The sequence below is a fragment of the Mesorhizobium sp. WSM4808 genome, assembly GCF_055811675.1.
In genome coordinates this window covers 427,261-449,295 of sequence record NZ_JBVVQX010000001.1, presented here as the reverse complement: position 1 = coordinate 449,295, position 22,035 = coordinate 427,261, and the positions used below count along the sequence as shown (strand labels likewise).

At 63.8% G+C, this 22,035-nt stretch carries 16 protein-coding genes and 2 tRNA genes; 12 read left to right on the top strand and 6 right to left on the bottom strand.

Annotation, left to right across the window (positions count from 1 at the left end):
• Window positions 1–22 precede the first annotated feature (22 nt).
• Entirely contained in the window at window positions 23–3,634 is a 3,612-nt protein-coding gene (gene putA, locus AC0L2U_RS02105) for a bifunctional proline dehydrogenase/L-glutamate gamma-semialdehyde dehydrogenase PutA (RefSeq protein ID WP_473601337.1), read from the bottom strand.
• Between the two features lie 166 nt (window positions 3,635–3,800).
• Here putA and AC0L2U_RS02100 point away from each other — a divergent pair, with 166 nt between their 5' ends.
• Window positions 3,801–4,253, top strand: coding sequence for an Lrp/AsnC family transcriptional regulator (locus AC0L2U_RS02100; protein WP_127270518.1), 453 nt, complete (start codon window positions 3,801–3,803; stop codon window positions 4,251–4,253).
• Between the two features lie 508 nt (window positions 4,254–4,761).
• Here AC0L2U_RS02100 and AC0L2U_RS02095 read toward each other — a convergent pair.
• Together AC0L2U_RS02095 and AC0L2U_RS02090 are read right to left on the bottom strand one after the other, a co-directional pair.
• Complete coding sequence (locus tag AC0L2U_RS02095) at window positions 4,762–5,961, bottom strand: cytochrome-c peroxidase (RefSeq protein ID WP_473601336.1); 1,200 nt, start codon at window positions 5,959–5,961, stop codon at window positions 4,762–4,764.
• Window positions 5,962–5,968: 7 nt separating this feature from the next.
• Complete coding sequence (locus AC0L2U_RS02090; RefSeq protein ID WP_127398774.1) at window positions 5,969–6,418, bottom strand: FixH family protein; 450 nt, start codon at window positions 6,416–6,418, stop codon at window positions 5,969–5,971.
• A 151-nt stretch (window positions 6,419–6,569) separates the two neighbouring features.
• Between AC0L2U_RS02090 and AC0L2U_RS02085 the strand changes: the two genes are divergently transcribed.
• Window positions 6,570–7,490, top strand: a complete 921-nt coding sequence (locus tag AC0L2U_RS02085) for a sugar kinase (RefSeq protein ID WP_128289326.1) — start codon at window positions 6,570–6,572, stop codon at window positions 7,488–7,490.
• On the opposite strand, the gene AC0L2U_RS02080 is transcribed toward AC0L2U_RS02085, so the two are convergent.
• The 3 genes from AC0L2U_RS02080 to AC0L2U_RS02070 all read right to left on the bottom strand — a co-directional run bounded on the left by AC0L2U_RS02080 (window position 7,487) and on the right by AC0L2U_RS02070 (window position 11,201).
• On the bottom strand, window positions 7,487–8,509 hold the full coding sequence (locus AC0L2U_RS02080; RefSeq protein ID WP_127267427.1) for an aldose epimerase family protein: 1,023 nt from the start codon (window positions 8,507–8,509) through the stop codon (window positions 7,487–7,489). The two genes, AC0L2U_RS02085 and AC0L2U_RS02080, sit on opposite strands and share 4 nt — an antisense overlap.
• 92 nt (window positions 8,510–8,601) lie before the next feature.
• Window positions 8,602–10,059 carry an NAD-dependent succinate-semialdehyde dehydrogenase gene (locus AC0L2U_RS02075; protein WP_128289324.1) on the bottom strand — a complete coding sequence of 486 codons (1,458 nt, stop codon included), beginning with the start codon at window positions 10,057–10,059 and terminating at the stop codon, window positions 8,602–8,604.
• Between the two features lie 191 nt (window positions 10,060–10,250).
• Complete coding sequence (locus tag AC0L2U_RS02070) at window positions 10,251–11,201, bottom strand: AEC family transporter (protein ID WP_473601334.1); 951 nt, start codon at window positions 11,199–11,201, stop codon at window positions 10,251–10,253.
• A gap of 130 nt (window positions 11,202–11,331) precedes the next feature.
• Between AC0L2U_RS02070 and AC0L2U_RS02065 the strand changes: the two genes are divergently transcribed.
• The 10 genes from AC0L2U_RS02065 to AC0L2U_RS02020 all read left to right on the top strand — a co-directional run bounded on the left by AC0L2U_RS02065 (window position 11,332) and on the right by AC0L2U_RS02020 (window position 22,021).
• Window positions 11,332–14,352, top strand: a complete 3,021-nt coding sequence (locus tag AC0L2U_RS02065; protein WP_473601333.1) for a caspase family protein — start codon at window positions 11,332–11,334, stop codon at window positions 14,350–14,352.
• Between the two features lie 103 nt (window positions 14,353–14,455).
• The gene (locus AC0L2U_RS02060; RefSeq protein WP_473601332.1) at window positions 14,456–15,004 is read left to right on the top strand and encodes a histidine phosphatase family protein; all 549 of its coding nucleotides are present in this window, start codon (window positions 14,456–14,458) and stop codon (window positions 15,002–15,004) included.
• A gap of 229 nt (window positions 15,005–15,233) precedes the next feature.
• Window positions 15,234–15,307, top strand: a tRNA-OTHER gene (locus tag AC0L2U_RS02055).
• 2 nt (window positions 15,308–15,309) lie between these two features.
• Window positions 15,310–15,379 (top strand) — tRNA-Asn (locus tag AC0L2U_RS02050).
• 352 nt (window positions 15,380–15,731) lie between these two features.
• Window positions 15,732–16,874, top strand: a complete 1,143-nt coding sequence (locus AC0L2U_RS02045) for a slipin family protein (protein ID WP_473601330.1) — start codon at window positions 15,732–15,734, stop codon at window positions 16,872–16,874.
• Window positions 16,875–17,106: 232 nt separating this feature from the next.
• A complete protein-coding gene (locus AC0L2U_RS02040) occupies window positions 17,107–17,388 on the top strand; it encodes an acyl carrier protein (protein WP_010909964.1) in 282 nt (93 codons plus the stop codon).
• 56 nt (window positions 17,389–17,444) lie between these two features.
• The gene (locus tag AC0L2U_RS02035; protein WP_473601329.1) at window positions 17,445–18,635 is read left to right on the top strand and encodes a beta-ketoacyl-ACP synthase; all 1,191 of its coding nucleotides are present in this window, start codon (window positions 17,445–17,447) and stop codon (window positions 18,633–18,635) included.
• A gap of 51 nt (window positions 18,636–18,686) precedes the next feature.
• A complete protein-coding gene (locus AC0L2U_RS02030; RefSeq protein ID WP_027039033.1) occupies window positions 18,687–19,958 on the top strand; it encodes a beta-ketoacyl-ACP synthase in 1,272 nt (423 codons plus the stop codon).
• 37 nt (window positions 19,959–19,995) lie between these two features.
• The gene (locus tag AC0L2U_RS02025; RefSeq protein ID WP_473601328.1) at window positions 19,996–21,024 is read left to right on the top strand and encodes a zinc-binding dehydrogenase; all 1,029 of its coding nucleotides are present in this window, start codon (window positions 19,996–19,998) and stop codon (window positions 21,022–21,024) included.
• A 13-nt stretch (window positions 21,025–21,037) separates the two neighbouring features.
• The gene (locus AC0L2U_RS02020; protein WP_164873981.1) at window positions 21,038–22,021 is read left to right on the top strand and encodes a lipid A biosynthesis lauroyl acyltransferase; all 984 of its coding nucleotides are present in this window, start codon (window positions 21,038–21,040) and stop codon (window positions 22,019–22,021) included.
• Window positions 22,022–22,035 lie beyond the last annotated feature (14 nt).

The following is a 22,035-nucleotide window of genomic DNA, read 5'->3' as shown; positions in this document are numbered from 1 at the left end:
AAAAACAAAAGTTGACCGGGGGTCAGGCCCCGGCCAGCAAGCTCGCATTGCCGCCCGCGGCGGTGGTGTCGACGCAGACCGCCCGTTCATGCGCATAAGCCGCCGGGTTGAGCACCTCCGTGACCAGCGGCACGATCGGGCCGGAGCGGTCGGCGATGACCTTGCGCACGATGCGCGCGGCCTCGGACGTGCCTGAAAAAGCGACGACGTCGACGCGTAGCGCGCGCGCCTCGACCGGATCCGGCCGGCCGTCGATGGCGGCCAGCGGCAGGCCCTTGCCGGTCAACGCAGAAAGGGCTGCCGGTGCACCTGGCGCAACGGCCAGCACGGCATTGCCGGCGGCGAGCGCCTGGATCGTCTGCGCCAGCAGCGTATCGCCGTCAGGACCGAGGCACAGCACCCGTCCGCGTGGCGACAGCGAGAGCGTGTTGGCCTCGCCGGTCGGCCCGGGCAGGTCGATCTGGCCGAAATCGATGCCGGCGGCCGCACCTATGGCCGCAGCACCCTTGCCGCGCAGATGCTTCCTCAGAATGGCGATCCGGTCCGGACGGGTCGACCAGCCGCCAAGTGTGGGATCGGGCAGATTGTCGGCAAGTTCGGTCGCCGTCACCTTATGGCCATCCTGCAAATCGGTACCAGCCTCCAGCCCCTTGCGGAAGCGGCGGAGATAGTGCGGGCCGCCGGCCTTCGGGCCGGTGCCTGAAAGCCCCTCGCCGCCAAACGGCTGCGAACCGACGACGGCGCCGATCTGGTTGCGGTTGACATAGATGTTGCCGGCATGGATGCCGTCGACGAAATGCTGGACGCGGCCCTCGATCCGGGTGTGCAGCCCGAAGGTCAGGCCGTAGCCCTTGCGGTTGATGGCGGCGATGACCGCGTCGATCTCGTCGGCGTCGAAACTGGCGACATGCAGCACCGGCCCGAACACCTCGCGCTCCATATCCTCGATACCCTTGACGCGGAAGACGTGGGGCGCGACGAAGCGACCTTCCTTCGGCGCTTCGAGCTTGGCGATCAGCCGGCCCTGCAGGCCCATCTTCGTGCAGTACTCGCGGATCGAGCTCTGTGCCTCGTCGTCGATGACCGGGCCGACATCGGTCGAAATCCGCCAGGGATCGCCGACATTGAGCGCCTCCATGGCGCCCTTCAGCATCTCCAGCATCTTCTTCTCGACGTCCTTCTGCACGTAGAGCACGCGCAGCGCCGAGCAGCGCTGGCCGGCACTCTGGAAGGCCGAGGCCAGGATATCGCGCACCGCCTGTTCGGGCAGCGCGGTGGAATCGACGATCATCGCGTTAAGGCCGCCGGTCTCGGCGATCAGCATGGCGTCGGGCTCGGCCGTCTCGGCCAGCTGCTTCTCGATCAGCTTGGCAACCTCGGTCGAGCCGGTGAAGCAAACGCCGGCGATGCGCGGATCCGATGTAAGCGGCCCGCCGACCGACGGGCCGTCGCCGGGCAGGAGCTGGATGACATCTTCCGGCACGCCGGCCTCGCGCAGCAATTCGACGGCGCGGAAGGCGATCAGCGGCGTCTGCTCGGCCGGCTTGGCGATGGCCGAATTGCCGGTGACGAGCGCGGCCGCGATCTGGCCGGTGAAGATGGCGAGCGGAAAATTCCACGGTGAAATGCAGACGATGGCGCCGCGCGCTTGCGTGCCCGCCTCCGCATTGGCCGCCTCGGTGGCGTAGTAGCGCAGGAAGTCGACGGCCTCGCGCACTTCGGCGACGCCGTCGGCCAGCGATTTGCCGGCCTCGCGGGTGGCGAGTGCAAAGAACTCGACCGCATTCGCCTCATAGAGATCGGCGGCACGATTGAGGATGGCAGCGCGCTCGGCAACGGGACGTTTTGCCCAGGCCGGCTGCGCTTCCACCGCAAAGCGCACGGCGGTCGCGACTTGCTTTGCGGCGGCTTCGCTGACCGTGCCGACCACTTCGGAAGGCTTTGCCGGGTTGACGATCGGACGCAGCTTGCCGTAGCCGGCGGCACGGGTGATCGGCTTGGCATGCCAGCGATCCGGCCCGGCGAAGGCCGCCCTGGCCTTGTCGATCGCCGCCAGCGTCACCGTGTCGGCGATGTCGAATCCTTTCGAATTGCGACGCCCGGCTCCAAAGATCTGGGAAGGCCGGGCTATCGCCGGATTGGCGGCCGGACCCTGGCTCTCGACCGTTTCGAGCGGATCGCGCGCAATGTCCTCCGGCTCGACGTCCTCGTCGGTCAGTTGGTGTACGAAGGAGGAGTTGGCGCCGTTCTCCAGCAACCGGCGGACCAGATAGGCCAGCAGATCGGAATGCGCACCGACCGGTGCATAGATGCGGCAGCGCGTGCCTTCGGACCGGCGCACCGTCTCGTGCAGCGCCTCGCCCATGCCGTGCAGGCGCTGGAACTCGAAGGAATCGCGATTGTCCGCCATCGCCAAGATGGCGGCGACGGTGTGGGCATTGTGGGTGGCGAATTGCGGATAGATGCGGTCGGTCATCGATAGCAGCTTTTTCGCGCAAGCCATGTAGGAAACGTCGGTGTTGGTCTTGCGGGTGAAGACGGGATAGCCTGACAGTCCGAGCGTCTGCGCGCGCTTGATCTCGGTGTCCCAATAGGCACCCTTGACCAGCCGCACCATGATGTTGCGGTCGTATTTCCTGGCCAGCGCATAGAGCCAATCGATGGCGAAGGCCGCGCGTGGCCCATACGCTTGCACCACCACGCCAAAGCCGTTCCAACCGGCGAGCTCCGGCTCGGCCAGCACCCGCTCGATGACGTCGAGCGACAGATCGAGGCGGTCGGCCTCCTCGGCATCGATGTTGAGGCCCATGCGCGAATGGCGCGCGGCCAGCGCCAGCGACAAGAGCCGGTCTGCCATGACAGGCAGCATCTCGTCCTTCTGCGCCACCTCGTAGCGCGGATGCAGCGCCGAAAGCTTGACCGAGATGCCGTGGTTCTGCCTGATGTCAGGACCGTTGGAGCCGGAATCGAGCGACGAAATCGCGTCGGCATAGGCCTTGTGATAGCGCAAGGCGTCGGCCTCGGTGCGGGCTGCCTCGCCCAGCATGTCGAAGGAGTAGAGGTAGCCCTTCTGCGTCATCGGCCGGCCGCGCTTGACGGCTTCCGTGATGGTGCGGCCGAGCACGAACTGCTCGCCCATTTCACGCATGGCGGCGGCCACCGCCTTGCGGATGACCGGCTCGCCCAGCCGCCGCACCATAGAACGCAGCGTGCCCTCGATGCCGCCCTCGCCCTCATCGAGGACGCGGCCGGTCAGCATCAGCGCCCAGGTCGAGGCATTGACGAAGATGGAGCTTGAACCGCCCGAATGCGCCGACCAGTCGTGCGGCGCGATCTTGTCGGCGATGAGGTCGTCCATCGTTTCGGTGTCGGGCACGCGCAACAGTGCCTCGGCCAGGCACATCAGCGCCACGCCTTCCTTGGTGGAGAGACCATAGGCAGAGAGGAAGACTTCCATCAGCCGAGGATCCGACGAACCGCGCACCGCCCGCACCAGATCGGCGGCCCGTGCCGAGATCGCCTTGCGGTCTTTCACTGAAAGGCCCGTCGTCTCGGCCAGTCGCTTCACGGCCTCGTCTTCGTCGGGCAGGTAGTTGGCGCGGATCTGCTGGCGGATGGCATCAAGCGCTGGCATGGCGGTCCCGTGGATCGAGCAAAGGGGATCGGGCCGGCGGCGGTCACCGGACCGAATGGCGCAAGCTAGCACAGGTGTGAATTTTCAGTCGGTCCGAAGAAATCGACATTACAGGTCATTCGATTTATCCTGGCAGCTCAGACTTGACATATGGACTGCAGTTTCGATGATAGAAGACCAATTGGACCGCATTGACAGGAACATCCTGTCGGCGCTGGCAAGCGATGGCCGGCTTTCCATGTCAGAACTGGCGGCAAAGGTCGGCCTGTCAAAGACTCCAGTGCAGGCGCGCGTGAAGCGGCTTGAGAAGGACGGCTACATCAGGGGTTATCAGGCGATCATCGACCGCGAGCGCATGGGTGAAGGCCATGTCGCTTTCGTCCAGGTGAAATTGTCCGACACCCGATCCGCCGCGCTCGATGCCTTCAACCGATCCGTACAGGCCGTGCCGGAGATCGAGCAGTGCCACATGATGGCGTCGAGCTTCGACTATTTGCTGAAGGTGCGCACCCGGGATATCGCCGCCTATCGCCGCGTCCTGGGCGAGCGCATCTCGGCCCTGCCCCATGTCGCCCAGACTTCGACCTTCGTGGCCATGGAGACGGTCAAGGATCGGTAGAGCGTAGGGATGGCTGAAGCCTCCCCAACTTCGTCATCCTAGGGCGAAGCAGGAGCGAAGCTCCGTCTCGGAGACCCTGGGATCCATGCCGCGACCTCGGCCGAAGAATGCAGCGGAGCAGAATTCCGCACCGCAGCAGCGCTTCCGAGTCCCGGCATGGATCCTGGGGTCTGCGCCGCGTCGCTTCGCTCCTTGCTACGCCCCAGGATGACGAAGCGATGGATGTTTGCGCCAATCGCCGAAGCATGCGGTCCGTGCTTAAGGAATTAGGCGCTCAGCGGTCGCCCCACGACTTTGGCTTCCTGTTTCTCGCACCGAGCCTTGATCGAAGCCTCTGCGATTGCGAATTCCTCTTCCAATGCTCATATTGGGCAGCGAATTTTGAATCTTTGAACCATTCCTTGGCGGCTTCCTCGACGGGAATCATACTCCGGCTCATAGAACCTCCTTTGCTCGCTTCAGCACCAACTCGCCTCGCTTCGCTCAACTATTCCTATCGCCGGCAACCTCACTCCGCCAGCGTCGTCAAAAACGCCACCAGCGCCGCACGCTCTCGATCTGAAAGCTCCAGCGGGTGAACTTCTGACACCCCCTCAACGCTGGGCGCGGCCTTCGCATAGTGCGCCACCACCTCGTCGAGCGACGAAAACTGCCCGGCATGCATATAGGGCGGCCGCGTTGCCGCTCCGCGCAGCGATGGCGTCTTGTAGGCGCGAACGAGTTCGGGCGCATCCTTGACCATGAAGCGCAACTCGCCGCAGGCGCTGGCGTGGCCATCGCGATAGGCGCCGAAGCAGTTGAACGGGTCCGCCTCGACTTGGTGCACGGCATCGATACGGCCGCGATCCGGCGGCAGGCCCGCAACGGATGGCACGCCGGTGTTGTGGAAGCTGTTGTCGGTGAAGCGCGAGCCGTTGTGACAGGTCACGCAATTGGCCTTGCCGATGAACAGTTTAAGCCCAAGGATTTCTTGTTTGGAAAAGACAGCATCGCCCTTCGGCTCGGCACCGGTGGCGAGGTCCAGCGCAAAGCGGTCGAAGCGCGTTGGCGCCGGCGCGATCGAGCGTTCGAAGGCGGCAATTGCCTTGCCTAGATTGGCAAAGACGCCGTTGATAGCGTCACGCTGCGGGCCGCTCATCGCATTCCAGGCCGCCCTCTCGACATCGTTTCCAAGCGGGCTGGCATCCAACGGCATGCCGGAAAAATCAGGCAGCGGCCCGAAGATGCGCTCATAGCGTTCGCCGAAGCGCGCCTTGATGTAATGCGCGTAGGCGGTGCGGTTTCCCGCCTGCTCCAGCGGGTTTTCGAGCGGCGTCAGCGCTTGCGCCCACAGGCTGTCGCGGCGGCCATCCCAGAAGAACCAGGGATCGCGCGCCACGCCGGCCAGTGGCATGGTGCGCCGGCTGGTACGGCCGACCCCGACCGCCTGCGGCAGGTCGTCCTGGAACTGGCGGTCGATCTTGTGGCATGTCGAACAGGATATTGACCCGTCACCGCTCATGCCCTGGTCGAAGAACAGCGTCGAGCCGAGTGCGGCAGCCGCCGGCACGTCGGCAAAACGATTGGTGGTGTCGGGCTTGAGCGCCGGCAGCGACGACAGCGCCAGCGAGGCGATGGTCGTCTTTTCGGCGTCGGAAAAATCCGGCTTCGTGCAACCGGCAAGGACAACGGCCATCATCAGCGCCAGAAAACGCGAAAGCCGCCTCATGTCCTGCTCACAGCACCACGTTGAAGAGCACCGTGTCGGAGCCGGCGGTGGCCGAGATGGCGAAATGCAACTGCCACCAGCCGCTCATGGTGAATTTCACTCCTTCGATTCGATAACGCCCGTCGCCGAGATAGTCGGTTGCCTGCGGGCTGGTCGGCAGGCCGTGACTGTGCAGTGGCATGCCGCCGGAAATCGCGATCGCGGCACCTTCCACCGGAACACCTGCCTTTGTCTTCAAGGTCAGCAGCCAGGATTGCAGTTCGCCCTGCCGTACGACACCCCGCTCCGGCGCGAAGCTGGCCACGAACAGCGCGGTGGCGGTGTTCTTCGTCCGCGAGACATCCGGGCCGGCAGGCAGCGACGACCGCGGCGCCGTCAGGAAGACGACCGCGAGAATGCCGACCAGCAAGGCAGCCAGACCAAGACCCGCCAGAAGATAACGCCATATCGATGCCAAACCGGTTCCTCTTCCGCAGACAACGCTCTGCCGGACGGATCGCATCCCGCCAGCCTGTGGGAAAACGCTGTGACGGAAAAAACCCTGCTTGCCAAGCATGGCGCTGCCGGTGGCAAAAAGCTACAGCACCGGGATCACTGGAGGATTGTAGATGGCGGGAAACGGCGTCGCCTCGATCGGCGAATGCATGCTCGAACTGTCGGGCCAGACGGGACCGAACTGGCGCATGGGCTTTGCCGGCGACACGTTCAACACGCTGTGGGCGCTGCACGCGCTGAGCACCGAGCGGCCGGCAACCTATGTCTCGGCCTTCGGCGACGATCCGTTCTCGCAAGGGCAGATCGATTTCTTCGCTGAAAACGGCATTGGCATCGGCTCCAGCCCGCTCATAGCGGGCGCGCGGCCCGGCCTCTATGCCATCACGCTGACGGGAGCCGAACGCTCCTTCACCTATTGGCGTGGCGACGCCGCCGCGCGGCAGCTTGCCTCGGACCCGGCCGCATTATCGAAAAACCTGGAAAATCAGGAACTTGTCTATTTTTCCGGAATCACTTTGGCAATTCTGGACAAAGCCGCGCGCGCTGCGTTGCTGGCCGCCGTCGCCAAGGCGCGTTCGGCTGGTTCCCTTATCGCCTTCGACCCCAACTACCGGCCGCGGCTCTGGCGTGAGCGCGAGGAGGCGCAGGCAGCGATCGTCGAAGCCCTTGCTGTCACTGATATCGCATTACCAACCTTTCCCGACGAGCAGATGCTGTTTGAGGATGCAACGCCGCAAGCGACCGCTAAACGGATCGGGAAATTGGTTGGCGAGGTCGTCGTCAAGAATGGCGAAGCGCCGGCGCTGATCGCCAAAGGAGGAACGCTGCGCGACGTGCCGGCGATCCATGTCGCGGCTCCCGCTGATACGACGGGCGCCGGCGATTCCTTCAACGGCGGCTATCTTGCGGCTCGACTTGCCGGTCACGACCCGCTGGAAGCCGCACGCCGTGCCCATCGTGTCGCCGCCGCCGTGGTGCAGGTACGTGGCGCCCTGGCGCCGTTCGAGACGCTGCGGGCGGCGTTCGAAGGCTAAGGTAGCCGGAATCTGTATTCCGTGACGTGGTGGTAGATCGCGCCCGGCCACAGCGTCGCCTGCGGGAAATAGGGCCGGTTCGGCGCATCCGGCCAAATCTGCGGCTCGAGGCAGAAACCGCAAAAGGCCTTGTAGTTCCGCCCTTCCAGCCCGGTGCGCGGCGTCACATACTGACCGGTATAGAGCTGGACGCCGGGCTCAGTGGTCCAGACCTCCATCTCGACACCGGAACTGGCGCCTTGCGTCCACGCCGCCTGTTTGAGCGGCCCGCGTGTCGAAGCGAGGCAGAAATTCTGGTCGTAGGGCAGCTGTTCGCCCTCGGTCTCCATGCGCAACGGCCGCGCCTGGCGGAAATCGAACGGCGTGCCGTCAACCGGCTTGACCACCCCGGTCGGGATCATGTCGCCATCGACCGGCAGATAGGCGCCGGCATTCAACATCATCCTGTGGTCGAGAATGTCTCCGGCGCCGCCATCGTCCAGGTTGAAGTAGGAATGCTGGGTGAGATTGCACAGCGTCGGCTCCTCACAGGTGGCTGTCAGCTCGACGCTAAGCGTGCCGGGGATCTTCAACCGGTAGGTGCAGGTGACATCAAGCGCGCCGGGAAAACCCATCGCGCCGTCGGGATCGTGCAGGGTCAGCGTGACGAAATCCCTGCCATGCAAGGAAACCGTCCACGGCCGGTGGGAGTAACCTTGCGAGCCGCCATGCAGCGTATGCTTGTCGAGGAAGTTTTGCTCGGTCTGGTAGCGGCTGCCGCCAATGGTGAAGCGGCCGTCGCGGATGCGGTTGGCGTAGCGGCCAACGACAGCACCGAAGAACGCCGTATCCGTCTCGTAGCCTTCCAGACTGTCATAGCCGAGCACCAGCGGAGCATCGTGCCCGGTCAGGCGCAGATCCTGGATGATCGCGCCCAGACCGATGATGTTGGCTGTGATGCCGCCGCCCCTGATCGTGAAGCGACGCACCTGCTCGCCAGCCTGCGTCGTGCCGAAAACCTCGCCGTCCTTCATCGCCATGCCCGTAAATGCCAGTTGATCCAGAAGACTTCGGCTGGTTTTCCCACGAGAGATGGGCAGGCTATCGGCCTGCTCATCTCAGGGATAGCCTATCAGAGGCCGAGGCCGCCGATGCAGACATATTTGGTGTCGAGGTAGTCCTCGATGCCCTGATGTCCGCCTTCCTTGCCGAGACCCGATTCCTTGACGCCGCCGAATGGCGCCTCCGGCGTGGTGATGAGGCCTTCATTGACACCGACCATGCCGTATTTCAGCCCTTCCATGACGCGGAACGCCCGGCCGAGATCGCCGGTGTAGAAGTAGCAGGCGAGGCCGAATTCGGTGTCGTTGGCGAGGGCGACGGCTTCCTCTTCGGTCTCGAACTTGAACACCGGTGCGACCGGGCCGAAGATCTCTTCCTTCATGAAACGCATCTTGGGTGTCGCGTTGGCAATGACCGTCGGCTGGAAGAACGAACCGCCGAGTGCATGGCGCTTGCCGCCGGCGACGATCTTGCCGCCCTTGGATGTGGCGTCGGCGATCAGTTCCTCGACCTTTTCCACCGCCTTCTCGTCGATCAGCGGCCCCTGCTGCACGCCGTCCTCGAGGCCGGAGCCGACCTTCAGCCCGTTGCTGGCGGCAGCGAGCTTCTCGACGAACTTGTCATAGACACCGGCCTGGACAAGGAAGCGGTTGGTGCAAACGCAGGTCTGGCCGGAATTGCGGTACTTGGCGGTGATCGCACCGGCGACCGCACGCTCGAGGTCGGCGTCGTCGAAAACGATGAACGGCGCGTTGCCGCCGAGCTCCATCGATACCTTCTTGACGGTGACCGACGACTTCTGGATGAGAAGCTTGCCGACTTCGGTCGATCCGGTGAATGTGATCTTCGACACCAGCGGATTGGCGCAAATCTCGTCGCCGATCTCGCTGGCCGAACCGGTCAGGATGTTGACGACGCCCTTGGGGAAGCCGACTTCCTCGGCGAGCGCACCCCAGGCGAGGCCCGAATATGGCGTCTGCGACGCCGGCTTGACCACCGCGGTGCAGCCGGCGGCGAGCGCCGGGCCGAGTTTGCGAGCCAGCATCGAGGACGGGAAATTCCATGGCGTGATGGCGGCAATGACGCCGACCGGCTCCTTGGTCACCAGGATACGGCGATCCGCCCACGGCGAGGGCACGACGTCGCCATAGGTGCGGCGGCCTTCCTCGGCGAACCACAATATGTAGGCCGCGGCGGAGCCGATCTCGCCCTTCGATTCGAACAGCGACTTGCCCTGCTCGATGGTCAGCAGTTCGGCCAGCACGTCCTGATTGTCCATCATCGCGTCATGCAGCTTGCGCAGCAGCTTCGAGCGCTCGAGGGCGGTGGTCTTGCGCCATGTCTTGAAAGCGGCGGCGGCGGCTTCGATGGCGCGGCGGGTCTCGGCCTTGCCCGACTTCGGCACGGTGCCGATCTTGAGACCGGTGGCCGGGTTGTTGACGTCGACCGTCTGGCCGCTGTCGGCCTGCACCCATTCGCCATTGATGAGATTGGCCTGCCGCATGAAATGGCTGGTTTTCTGAAGCATGGTCTATCCTCCGTTCGGCGCCCTGACGGGCGGGTCTGTGAAATCTTCGGTGAGCGTGCGCCATGGACTGAGGCCGGCACGCCGGAGCCACTGCTCTTTACCGAGGGCAAGGCACGCAAGCAATCGCAAGATGGCATATAGGGCTTGGGCCACAGCGAGACGAGAGCAGGCGACGTGCTTACCCCGATGCCTTACCCGAAAACGTGCAAGACAACAGTCAGCCAGAAAGCGGTGGTGATGGCTGCACAGGCCGTGGCGATGGTCATCTGGTTCGACGCCAGCGCCTGGCCGGTGTTGAACTGAACGGCGATGAGATAGGAATTGACGCCGGATGGCATCGCGGCCACCATCACTGCCACCTTGGCCGTCAAGGGCGGCAGGCCGAGCAGCCAGACGAAGACCAGGACCAGCGCCGGCATCAGGAACAGCTTCAGCACCGAAAGCACCAACGCCGGCCTGACATTGCCCGAAACGCCGAAGCGGCGCAGGCTGAGCCCCATGGCAAACAGCGCCACCGGACCGGCCGTATCGGCCAGCGCATCGACCAGGCGCATGGCGACATCAGGCAGCGGCGCACCCGTGATGCGCCATGCAAGGCCTGCCAGAATGCCGATGATCAACGGATTCATGAAAAGCCGCCTGAGGAAGCTCCGGATAACGCGCAAGGGATGCACGGGTTCGCCGCTGCCGCGGCCGAAGACTTCGAACAACACGATCGAGGCCATCAGCATGATCGGCAGATGCACGGAGACCAGCAGCGACAGCACTTCGAAGCCGCTCGGGCCGAAGATGCCAAGAATGAAGGGAACGCCGAGCAGCACGATATTGGAAAAGGCGGACGAAACCCCGCCGACGACGCCGGCGCGGGCATCCCTGCCGAAGATACGGGTGGTGACCAGATGGCCGGCGGCCCAAGTGATGGCGACCGCGGCGAAATAGGCGCCCCACAGCGACCATGGCGCCACGCCGTGGAAATCGGACTTCACCATTGTCTGGAACAGAAGCAGCGGCATCGCCACGTTGATGGCAAATTCCGATATCCCCTCGCCGCTCGCTGGCTTCAAATAGCCGGTAAACCCGGCGAGATAGCCGAGCGCGACAAGGCTGAAGACGAAAAGGACGGTTTCGGTGAGCGGAGACATTTTTACCGTGACGGGCGAATTTCCCGTGATAGGCGAGCCACGACCGCGACGCAATCGCGCCTGAATTTGATCATCGTCGGCTGGCAGCGTTATAGAGGGTTTGGATCATCAGGGCGGACACGAACGACAAATGGCTTTTGTCGGACTCTCGAAACTTAGTCGTTTGCGGCGGGCATGGCTGACGGCTATCGTCGCCGCACTGCTTTGCCTTGCCGCGACCGCGCTTGCAGTTGCCGAGACGAAAAGCCTCAAGGGCGTGGCGCTGATCATCGGCCAGTCGAATTACCTGCACATCGCCGCCCTGCCCAACCCCGCCAACGACGCCCGCGACATGGCCAAGATGCTGACCGACCTTGGCTTCGACGCGCGCAGCGTCACCGACCGTGACGCCACCAAGCTGAAGCGCGACCTGGAGCGGTTCACCGAAGATGCCGACGGCGCCGATGTCGCCTTCATCTACTATTCTGGTCATGGCATCGAGGCCGGCGGCGAAAACTATCTGGTTCCGGTCGATGCCGACGTCTCGTCTCTGAAGGACGCCCGCACCAGCCTTGTGCCGATATCTGCCGTCATGGAGGCATTGAAAAAGACAGTGCCGGTGACGATCATGCTGCTCGACGCCTGCCGCACCAATCCATTCCCCGCGGATGCCATGGTCCGGCGCTCACCGACCGCTTCCGCCTCACCCATAGGCGCCGGCGGGTTGGAGCCGGTGCGCGGCGCCAAGGCGCTCGGCAATGCACCGGCGGCCGACGCGAGCCTGGGTACGGTGGTCGGCTTTGCCGCAGAACCGGGTCGTCCGGCGCTTGATGGCGCCGCCGGCGAAAACAGCCCTTACGCGTCCGCCCTGCTGCGCCACCTCGCGGCGATGAAGGGCACCGAGTTCGGCTCGGTCATGCGCATGGTGACCGAGGAGGTCTATCTCGACACAAAGGCAAAACAGCGCCCCTGGGTCAATGAAAGCCTGCGCCGGCTGCTCTATTTCGGCGTCGCACCAACGGAGCCGACCGGCGACGATGGGCTGATCACCGGCGAGCGGCGCCAGCTGTTGCTGACGATTTCCGACCTGCCCGATCCGAAACGGGCGCAGGTGGAACTGGCCTCGCTGCAGGAAGGCGTGCCGCTCGACGCGCTTTATGGCGTGCTGAAGGCGCTCGGCACGGAAAAGATCCCCGAAGACCCGACCGACCTGCAAAAGGTGCTCGACGCCCAGGCCGAGCGCCTGAGGAAGATGATGTCCGAGCGTGCAGCACTGCGCACCGACGATCCGGAAATCAAACGGCTTGTCGCTTCCGCCGACAAGGCGATCGGCCAGGGCGCCATCGTGACGGCGCGCAAATTCCTCGACGATGCGGTCGGCCGGGTCGAGCAGACCAACCATGCGGTCGATCAAGCCGAGGATCTCGTCAAGCAGAAGCGTCTTGCCGATGCCGCGATCTATGCCAGGCGTGCCGATGCCTCGGGGCTGGTGTTCGACTACAAATCCGCCGCCGGCGACTACGCCAAGGCGTTTTCGCTGGCCGAAAAATGGGACGACAAGCTGCGCTGGAACTATAAGAACCAGGAAGCCGAGGCGCTCAACGCCTACGGCTACGCCACCGGCGACCTCGATGCGCTGCAGCACTCCATCGATGCCTATCGCACCATCCTGAACTTCATCCCCAATGGCGAACAGAATCGCGACTGGGCCATCACCCGCAACAACATGGCGGTGGTGCTGCAGACCATCGGCGAGCGCGAGACGGAGACCGCGCGCCTTGAAGTGGCCGCACAGATCTTTCGCGCCTCCCTTGTCGTGTTCGAGCGCGAGAAGGACGACCTCAACTGGGCCGCCGCGCAGAACAATCTGGCCAATGTGCTGTTGAAGATCGGCGAGCGCGAGAGCGACCCGAAGCGCCTGAACGAGGCGGTGGTGGCGATGCGCGCGACGCTCCAGAAACGCCCGCGCGAAAAAGTGCCGCTCGAGTGGGCCGCTTCGCAGAACAATCTCGGCCTGGCGCTCTATGCGCTTTCCGAGCGCGAGGCCGCCGGCGAACATCTGACGCAAGCCGAGGCGGCCTACCGGCTGGCGCTTGAGGAATACACACGCGAAAAGGCGCCGGTGGAATGGGCGATGGTCGAGAACAATCTCGGCAACACCCTGGTGTCGCTCGGCATTCAGCTCAACGACAAGGCGAAGATAAACGAGGCGGCCAACGCGTTCCGTGCCGCGCTTGAAGTGCGAACCCGTGAAACCTTCCCCGTCTCATGGGCGACCAGTAGGCTCAACCTCGGCAACGCGCTGAGCGGTGTCGCCCGCTTCGATATGGGCACCGGCGCGCTTGAAGAGGCCGCGGCCGCCTATGATGACGCACTGACGGTCTTTACCCGGCAGCGTTTCCCGATGGACTGGGCGTCGGCGCAGAACAATCTCGGTTCGATCTACCAGACGCTTGGCCAGCGCGCCCGCGACGCGGCCAAGCTGGAGCAGTCGGCGAGCGCCTTCAGGGCGACCCGGCAGGTCTATGTCAGACGGAAATTCCCTCGCGATTGGGCAATGAGCCACTACAATCTCGGCAACACGCTGCAGCTTCTGGGCGGCGTGACCGACAAGCCGGAACATTATGGTGAAGCCATTGCCGCCTACCGCGATGCGTTGCGCGAGTACAAGCGCGAGACGAATCCCCGCCAATGGGCGCTGGCCCAGGCCGGCCTCGGCTCGACGCTGCACTGGCTGAGCATGAGCAATGCCGACTCCAGGACCCTGCTTGAGTCCATAGCGGCCCGCCGGGCAGCCCTCGAAGTACTCACCGTCGACGCGGCACCGGTCGACTGGGCCAACGCCCAGAACGGCATCGGCATGAGCCTGCTCAACCTCGGCAATCTCGAACGCACCGGCAAATATCTCGGTGACGCCGAGGCCGCCTTCACGGCGACGCTGAAGGTATTCTCGAGGGAAGGCCTGCCCATGCAATGGGCCTTCGCGCAGAACAATCTCGGTGACGTCAGCTGGAACCGAGCCAGCTATGACGGGGGCAAGGCCGAATATCAAAAGGCGATCGAATTCTTCGAGAACGCCAAGCAGGGCTTTACCGAAGCCGGCTACACGATCCCAATCCCGCTCACCGACCAGAAGATCGATCTGGTGAAGAAGCAGATGGCGAAGAAGTAGGTCTACGCATCCCGCCGACCGCGCCTTGTCTTTCGGCTGGCTTTACCGTCCCTATATGTCCCGTCACCGGAACCCATTGCCGGGAACCGGAGAAGGATAGCGGATGATTCGATTTGCCTTGGCGTTGTTCCTGTTTCTTATTCCCGGCGTAGCCCACGCCACGGATGCAGGCTGGGCACTGCTGCGCGATGGCGGACACGTCGTGCTGCTGCGTCATGCCATGGTCACCGGCACCACCGACCCGGCCAATTTCGACATCGACAGTTGTGCCACCCAGATGAACCTGTCGGCGCGTGGCAAGCAACAGGCGAGCAAGATCGGCGCTCTGTTTGCCGCCCGTGCGGCACCGATCGAGCGCGTGTTGTCCAGCCGCTATTGCCGCTGCCTCGACACTGCCCGCATCGCCTTCGAGGCCGAGCCGGAGCTGTTTGCTCCGCTCGATCTCCTGAAGGGCGACGAGGCGCAGAAAGCCGCGCAGATCGCCGCGATCCTGAAAGAAATCCGCGCCTATTCCGGCTCCGACAATCTGGTCATGGTTACCCATCTGGAAGACATCGTGGCGCTGACCGGCATCTCACCGCGCGAAGGCGAGGCCGTGGTCGTGGAGCCGCAGGGCGGTGGCCTGCGCGTGCTCGGCCGCGTCACCTTCTGAGCGCCCTGCGCGCGATCGCTGACGTCGAAAGCGGTGTTGCCTAAATGCCACCGCCGCAAGAAGCCGCAAATCCGCCACGACAATGCCGCTTGCGACAACCCGTCGCAGGGGCTATAGGCGCGCTCCCGGTCACGAGAACCGAAGTGAGCACAACGGTTGGAGCTTTCGCCTCCGCCCGTGCAGGCGGCTTTGCCGCCCTGTATACGGCGCTGCTTTGGGGATTGGGATCGCGGATGTAGCTCAGCGGGAGAGCGCCGGATTTGGGTCCGGAGGTCGGGGGTTCAATTCCCTTCATCTGCACCACGGATAGCTCAGTTTGGTTAGAGCATCAGATTGTTAATCTGACTGTCGAAGGTTCGATTCCTTCTCCATTGGCCTGAAAAGCCATCCGAAAAACGGTCCGGGGACTGGAATGCGAAAGACTGGACGGATGGCCCAAGCCCTCGGGCGCGGATCATCCCAAGCGTCTTTCGCCATCGGCTCGCGGCCAGGCCCGCGGTGACGATCAAGGCGCAGCGTCGCCGGCAAGGGAGGCCAAGGCCTCCGGCGCCCGCTTCACTGCCCCGCGATCCGCTCCCGAAGGCCCGCCACGGATTGATGCCACCAGTCCCCGGATCATTCGTGCCCGGGCTATGACGCAAGAGACGACGTGAAACGAGAAACGAAAGGAACGATCGACGCATGACTTGACGCCTCGCATGGGGCCATGCCCGACAGGAGTAAGACAATGACAATTCTCGACAAGGTTCTTGGGCGCGAGCGCGTCCTCGTAAAGGAAAACGAACGTGCCCTCACCCTCCACAAGGGGGAAATCAAGACTGTCCTGCTGCCGGGCGAGCACTGGCTCGCCAACCGGCGCGGCAGCCTCGAAGTGTCCCGGCACGATCTGAAGAACCCGGGATTCGTTTCGGCATACGAGAAGGCGTTGTTCGACAAGCTCCCGGATGTAGCCGCGCGTCATTTCACCGTCGTTCGCACCGGGCGCACGGATGTCGCCATCATCGAGCGTGACGGCAATCTGCACGCCGTGCTGGCGCCGGACCGCAAGCTGGTGCTGTGGACGGATGCCGGCCCGTGGAAGGTGACGCTGATCGACACATCAGTCGATCTCGCCATCGATGCGGCGGTCATGCGCCGGCTCGGCCAAGCCCGGAAGGCGGAATTGATGTCCGTCCATCCGGTCGTCGACGGTCAGGCCGGACTGCTGTTCATCGACGGTGTCCTGGTCAGGACGCTGACGGCGGGCGTGCATGGCTTCTGGAACGTCGGACGCATGGTGCAGATCAAGGTCGTCGACCTCAAGCGCCAGTCGCTCGACGTTGCCGGGCAGGAAGTGCTGACCAAGGATCGCGTGACGATCCGCGTCAACATCGCGGCCGAATACCGGGTCGTCGATCCTGTCAAGGCGGTGAGCATGGTGAAGGACTTCTCCGAAGCCCTTTACCGCGCCCTGCAGTACGCCTTCCGCAAGACCCTTGGCGCGCTGACACTCGATCAGATCCTTGAAAAGAAGGTGACGATCGACGAGGAGGCCGCTGGCAAGGTCCGCGCCGATATGGCCGAGATCGGGGTGGAGGTCAGCGATATCGCGCTCAAGGATGTCATCCTGCCGGGCGAGATGCGCGAGATCCTCAACCAGGTGGTGTCGGCCGAAAAGCAGGCCGAGGCCAACATCATCCGTCGCCGCGAGGAGACGAACGCGACGCGTTCCCTCCTCAACACGGCCAAGGTGATGGCGGAAAACCCGGTGATGCTGCGGTTGAAGGAGCTCGAGGCTCTGGAAACCATCGCCGGCAAGATCGAGCGGCTGACCGTCCACAACGGAACCGGCGGGCTGCTGAACGATCTGGTCAAGCTCCGCGACAGCTGATGCATGTCGCCCAAAGTGGTTCCGGTTTTGGAAAAACGACCTGCATCGAAACAAAGGCTGACGTGACGTCAACAGAAGGGCCGCCGGGTAAACCGGCAGCCCTTCTTGCGTTTCCTGGATGCCCTACCCATCTGCGCCCGGCGCATCAGGCCTTTTCCTGCCGGGAAAAACCGATTAGACAGCGCCCAAACAAGATGCGGACAGATTCCGCCCGCAACCGAAGGAAAAGCCCTTGTCCACCACGTTCGACAAAGTCGCCAAGATCATTGCCGACACCAGCGAGATCGATATCGACACGATTACGCCCGAGAGCCACACGATCGACGATCTCGGCATCGACAGCCTCGATTTCCTCGACATCGTCTTTGCCATCGACAAGGAATTCGGCATCAAGGTGCCACTGGAAAAGTGGACCCAGGAGGTCAATGACGGCAAGGCTTCGACGGACGATTACTTCGTCATGAAGAACCTGTGCGCCAAGATCGACGCGCTGGTTGCCGCCAAGACCGCCTGACATCGGTTGAGCGTTCGATCTTGACGCGCTCTGCCGCCTGACCCACAAAGCCGCACATGAGCAGCCCCCGCGACGTCGTCATATCAGGTATCGGCCTTGTCTCCTCGCTGGGGGAAGGTCCGGACGCCCATTGGGAAAAGCTCGTGCAGCCGGGGCTGGAACCGGTGCTCGAAGCGGCGCGCTTTGCACCCTATACCGTTCATCCATTGCCGGAGATCGACTGGAACCTGCAGATCGCCAAGCGTGGCGATCAGCGCCAGATGGAAACCTGGCAGAGGCTCGGCACCTATGCCGCAGGCCTGGCGCTGGACGACGCCGGCATCAAGGGCAATGACGAACTCTGCACGACCATGGACATGGTCGTGGCCGCGGGCGGGGGCGAACGCGACGAGGCGGTCGATGCCGCCATTCTCGCCGCGTCGGAAAGCCGCAACGACCGCGATGTGCTGATCAACGAGAAATTGACCACCGAATTGCGGCCGACACTGTTCCTGGCGCAGCTTTCCAATCTGCTCGCCGGCAACATCTCCATCGTCCACAAGGTGACCGGCTCATCCAGAACCTTCATGGGCGAGGAAGGTGCCGGTGTCGCCGCCGTCGAGACAGCAGCCGCGCGCATCCGCTCCGGCCAGTCGACGCACATCCTGGTCGGCGGCGCCTTCCAGACCGAACATTCCGACATGCTGCTCGGCTATGAACTCGCCGGCTATCTGCATCGCGGCCCATGGAAGCCGGTCTGGCAAAGACAGGGGGCTGAGGGCGGCGGCGTCGTGACTGGATCCGGCGGTGCCTTCCTGGTGCTGGAGCAGCGCGAACACGCGATGAGCCGCGGCCGCAAGATCTATGCCGAGCTTGGGCCGGTCGTCTCCGGCCGCGCCAGGCGCCCACGGGGAGAACTCGACGCCGAGATCGCCGCACTGCTCAAGCAGGCTGCAATGCCGAACGGCAAATTGCTGGCCCTGTCGGGCGCGTCGGGCGCCCATACGGCAACCATCGCCGAGAAAGCCGCGCTCGATGCCAATCCGGCGATTGCCGCGCGCGGTTTCTCGACGCTGACCGGACACATGAAGGAAGCACAGTTTCCCTTCGCTGTGGCACTGGCGGCGCTGGCCGTCGATCGCAAGGCCGCCTACCCTGTTTTTGATGCCGCAGCCGAGAAGCCGTTCGAAGGGGTTCCCGCAACCGTCCTTGCAACGGCGATCGGCTATCACCAATTCGAGGGCATGGCGCTCGTCAACGCCGCCTGAGGCGGTGGTCCACGATCCATGCCGCAACGATAGACGATCGAGGGCTACCGCATGGCCAATCTGAACGATCATATGGGCAGGCCGATCGTTGCCGTCACCGGCATCGGCGTGGTGACCTCGCTTGGCGTCGGCAAGGCCGATAATTGGGCGGCGCTGACCTCGGGCAAGTCGGGCATCCATCCGATTACCCGTTTTCCGGTCGATCATCTCAACACCCGCATCTCCGGCATGGTCGACTTCCTGCCGTCGAGCTCGAAGGGCTCCAGCCACCTCACCTATGAACTGGCGGAAACCGCCGCGCGTGAAGCCGTGGCCGAGTCCGGCCTCGATTCCGGTGATTTTGGTGGTCCTCTCTTCCTCGCTTCACCGCCGGTCGAACTCGACTGGCACGACCGCTTCGCGCTCTACAATTCCAATGATTTGGACTCCGGCGGCGAACGGCTGCTGCGGGTGGCGCGCGGATTGAAAGAACTCGACTTTTTCGAGACCACGCAGTTCGGCTCGATCGCCGGCCGGCTTGCCGACCGTTTCGGCACCCGCGGGCTGCCGATCACGCTGTCGACCGCCTGCGCTTCCGGCGCCACCGCCATCCAGCTCGGCGTCGAGGCGATCCGCCGCGGCGAATGCGACCGCGCGCTGTCGATCGGCGCCGACGGTTCGGCGACCGCCGAGGCGCTGATCCGCTTTTCGCTGCTGTCGGCGCTGTCGACCCACAACGACATTCCCGAAAAGGCGTCAAAACCTTTCTCCAAGGACCGCGACGGCTTTGTCCTCGCCGAGGGTTCGGGCGCGCTGGTGCTGGAATCACTGGAAACCGCACTCGCGCGCGGCGCCACGATTCTTGGCATCCTGCGCGGCTGCGGCGAAAAGGCGGACGATTTCCACCGCACCCGCTCGAAGCCGGACGCTTCGCCGGCGATCGCGGCGGTTCGTGCTGTGCTAGCCGATGCCGGCTTGAGCCAGGACGAGATCGACTACGTTAACGCCCACGGCACGTCGACGCCGGAAAACGACAAGATGGAGCATCTGTCGCTGTCGACGGTGTTCGGCGAGCGGATCGGCTCGATGCCGGTCTCGTCGAACAAATCGATGATCGGCCACACGCTGTCGGCGGCGGGCGCCGTCGAGGCGGCGTTCTCGCTGATGACGATGCGCGAAAGCGTCATCCCGCCGACCATCAACTATGACAATCCCGACCCCGCGATCGTGCTCGACGTGGTGCCGAACAAGAAGCGCAATGCCGAGGTCCGCACCGTGCTGTCGAACTCCTTCGGCTTCGGCGGCCAGAACACTTGCCTTGTCATGGCGCGGGAACCGGTCTAAGCGACCTTTTTCAGCCAGACCGAAACCGACAGGCCCAATGCGCGCATTGCAACTTATCGAGGACCGCCGTCTTGAAACGGTGGACCTGCCGCCTCCCCCACCGCCGGCACTTGGCGAAGTCACGCTGCGCATCAAGGCGGTGGCGCTGAACCATATCGACGTCTGGGGCTGGCGCGGCATGGCCTTCGCCAAGCGCAAGCTGCCGCTGGTCGTCGGCGCCGAAGCCTCGGGCGAGGTCGAGGCGGTAGGCTCCGGCGTTTCCAGCCTGCTGCCCGGACAATTGGTATCGATCTACGGCGCGCGCACCTGCGGCCTCTGCCGAGCCTGCCGCGAAGGCCGCGACAACCTCTGTGAACATGTTTCGGGTGTGCACGGTTTCCATCTCGACGGTTTCGCGCAAGAGAAGATCAACCTGCCGGCTCGCCTGCTGATCCCCGCCCCGCCCGGCGTGACCGACATCGGCGCGGCGGTCGCGCCCGTCACCTTCGGCACGGTCGAGCACATGCTGTTCGACAACGCCAGGCTACAGCCCGGCGAGACGATCCTTATCCATGCCGGCGGATCCGGCATCGGCTCTGCGGCCATCCAGCTGGCCAAGCGGATGGGCTGCACCATCATCACCACGGTCGGCTCCAACGACAAGATCGACAAGGCCAAGGCGCTCGGCGCCGACCATGTCATCAACTACCGCGACGACCGTTTCGAGGGCGTCGTGCGCAAGCTGACCAAGAAGAAGGGCGTCGATGTCGTCTTCGAACATGTCGGCGCCGACACTTTTGCCGCCTCGATGCTGTGCCTGAAGCGCGGCGGCCGCCTGGTGACCTGCGGTTCGACTTCCGGCGTGTCGACGCAGATCAATCTGATGCAGCTGTTCCAGCAGCAATTGAAACTGCTTGGCTCGTTTGGCTGCCGCATGGAAAACATGGCCAACGCCATGCAGAAAATGGCGGCGGGACAGGTCGCACCCGTCATCGACACCGAAGTCGGCTTCGACGGTATCGACGCCGCGCTGAAGCGCATGGAAGGCCGCGACGTTTTCGGCAAGATCATCCTGCGCGTCGGCTAGAGCCTTGACCTCTGTGTTCAAGAAGTTCCGCCGGGATCTAAAATTTCGCTACGGCAGGCAACTGCGCCAGCTCAATTACTGGCTGGTGGCGCGCGCCGCAATGATGATCATCTCGGTCCTGCGCCTGCTGCCGGCCGACAGTGCGTTGAATTTCGCCGACCGCGCCGCACGCATGGTCGGCCCCCGGGTGGGACGCCATCAGGTCGCCGTCGACAATCTGCGCAAGGCCTATCCGGAAAAGGGCGAAGCCGAGATCCAGGCGATCGCCTCCGACATGTGGGGCAACATGGCCCGTCTCGCCGCGGAATACATCTTTCTCGACGCCCTCTTCGACTATGACCCTACAGCGATCAAGCCCGGCCGCATCGAGGTCAAAGGAGCGGACCACTTCCTCGAAATCGCCAGCGAAGTGAAGCCGCACATCGTCTTTACCGGCCATCTCGGCAATTTCGAATTGCTGCCGGTGGCGGCGGCGACCTTCGGCATGAACATCACGGCGCTGTTTCGCCCACCCAACAATCCTTATCTTGCCGACTACATCCTCTCGACGCGCCGCTCGACCATGGGCTCGTTGCTGCCATCGATGGCCGGTGCCTCATTCGCCTTGGCCGGGGTCCTGGAGAACGGCGGCAACATCGGCATCCTTGTCGACCAGAAATTCTCCAACGGACTGGAGACGACATTCTTCGGCCGTCCGTGCCAGAGCAATCGGGTGCTGGCCACCCTTGCCCGTCACTATGACTGCGACGTCTATCCGGCTCGCTGCATCAGGCTGCCAGGCAACCGCTTCCGGCTCGAAATCGAGGACAAGCTGACATTGCCGCGCACCGCTGACGGCAGCGTCGATGTCCACGCCACCACCCAGCGTCTCAACGATGTCGTCGAACGCTGGGTGCGAGAAGATCCCGGCCAGTGGATGTGGTTCCACAAAAGGTGGGAGATCAGCGGCGGGCGTCGAAAGCGGCCCTCGCAGGCAAAAGCGGTCCCGAACGCTTAAACGGAACTGCTGGC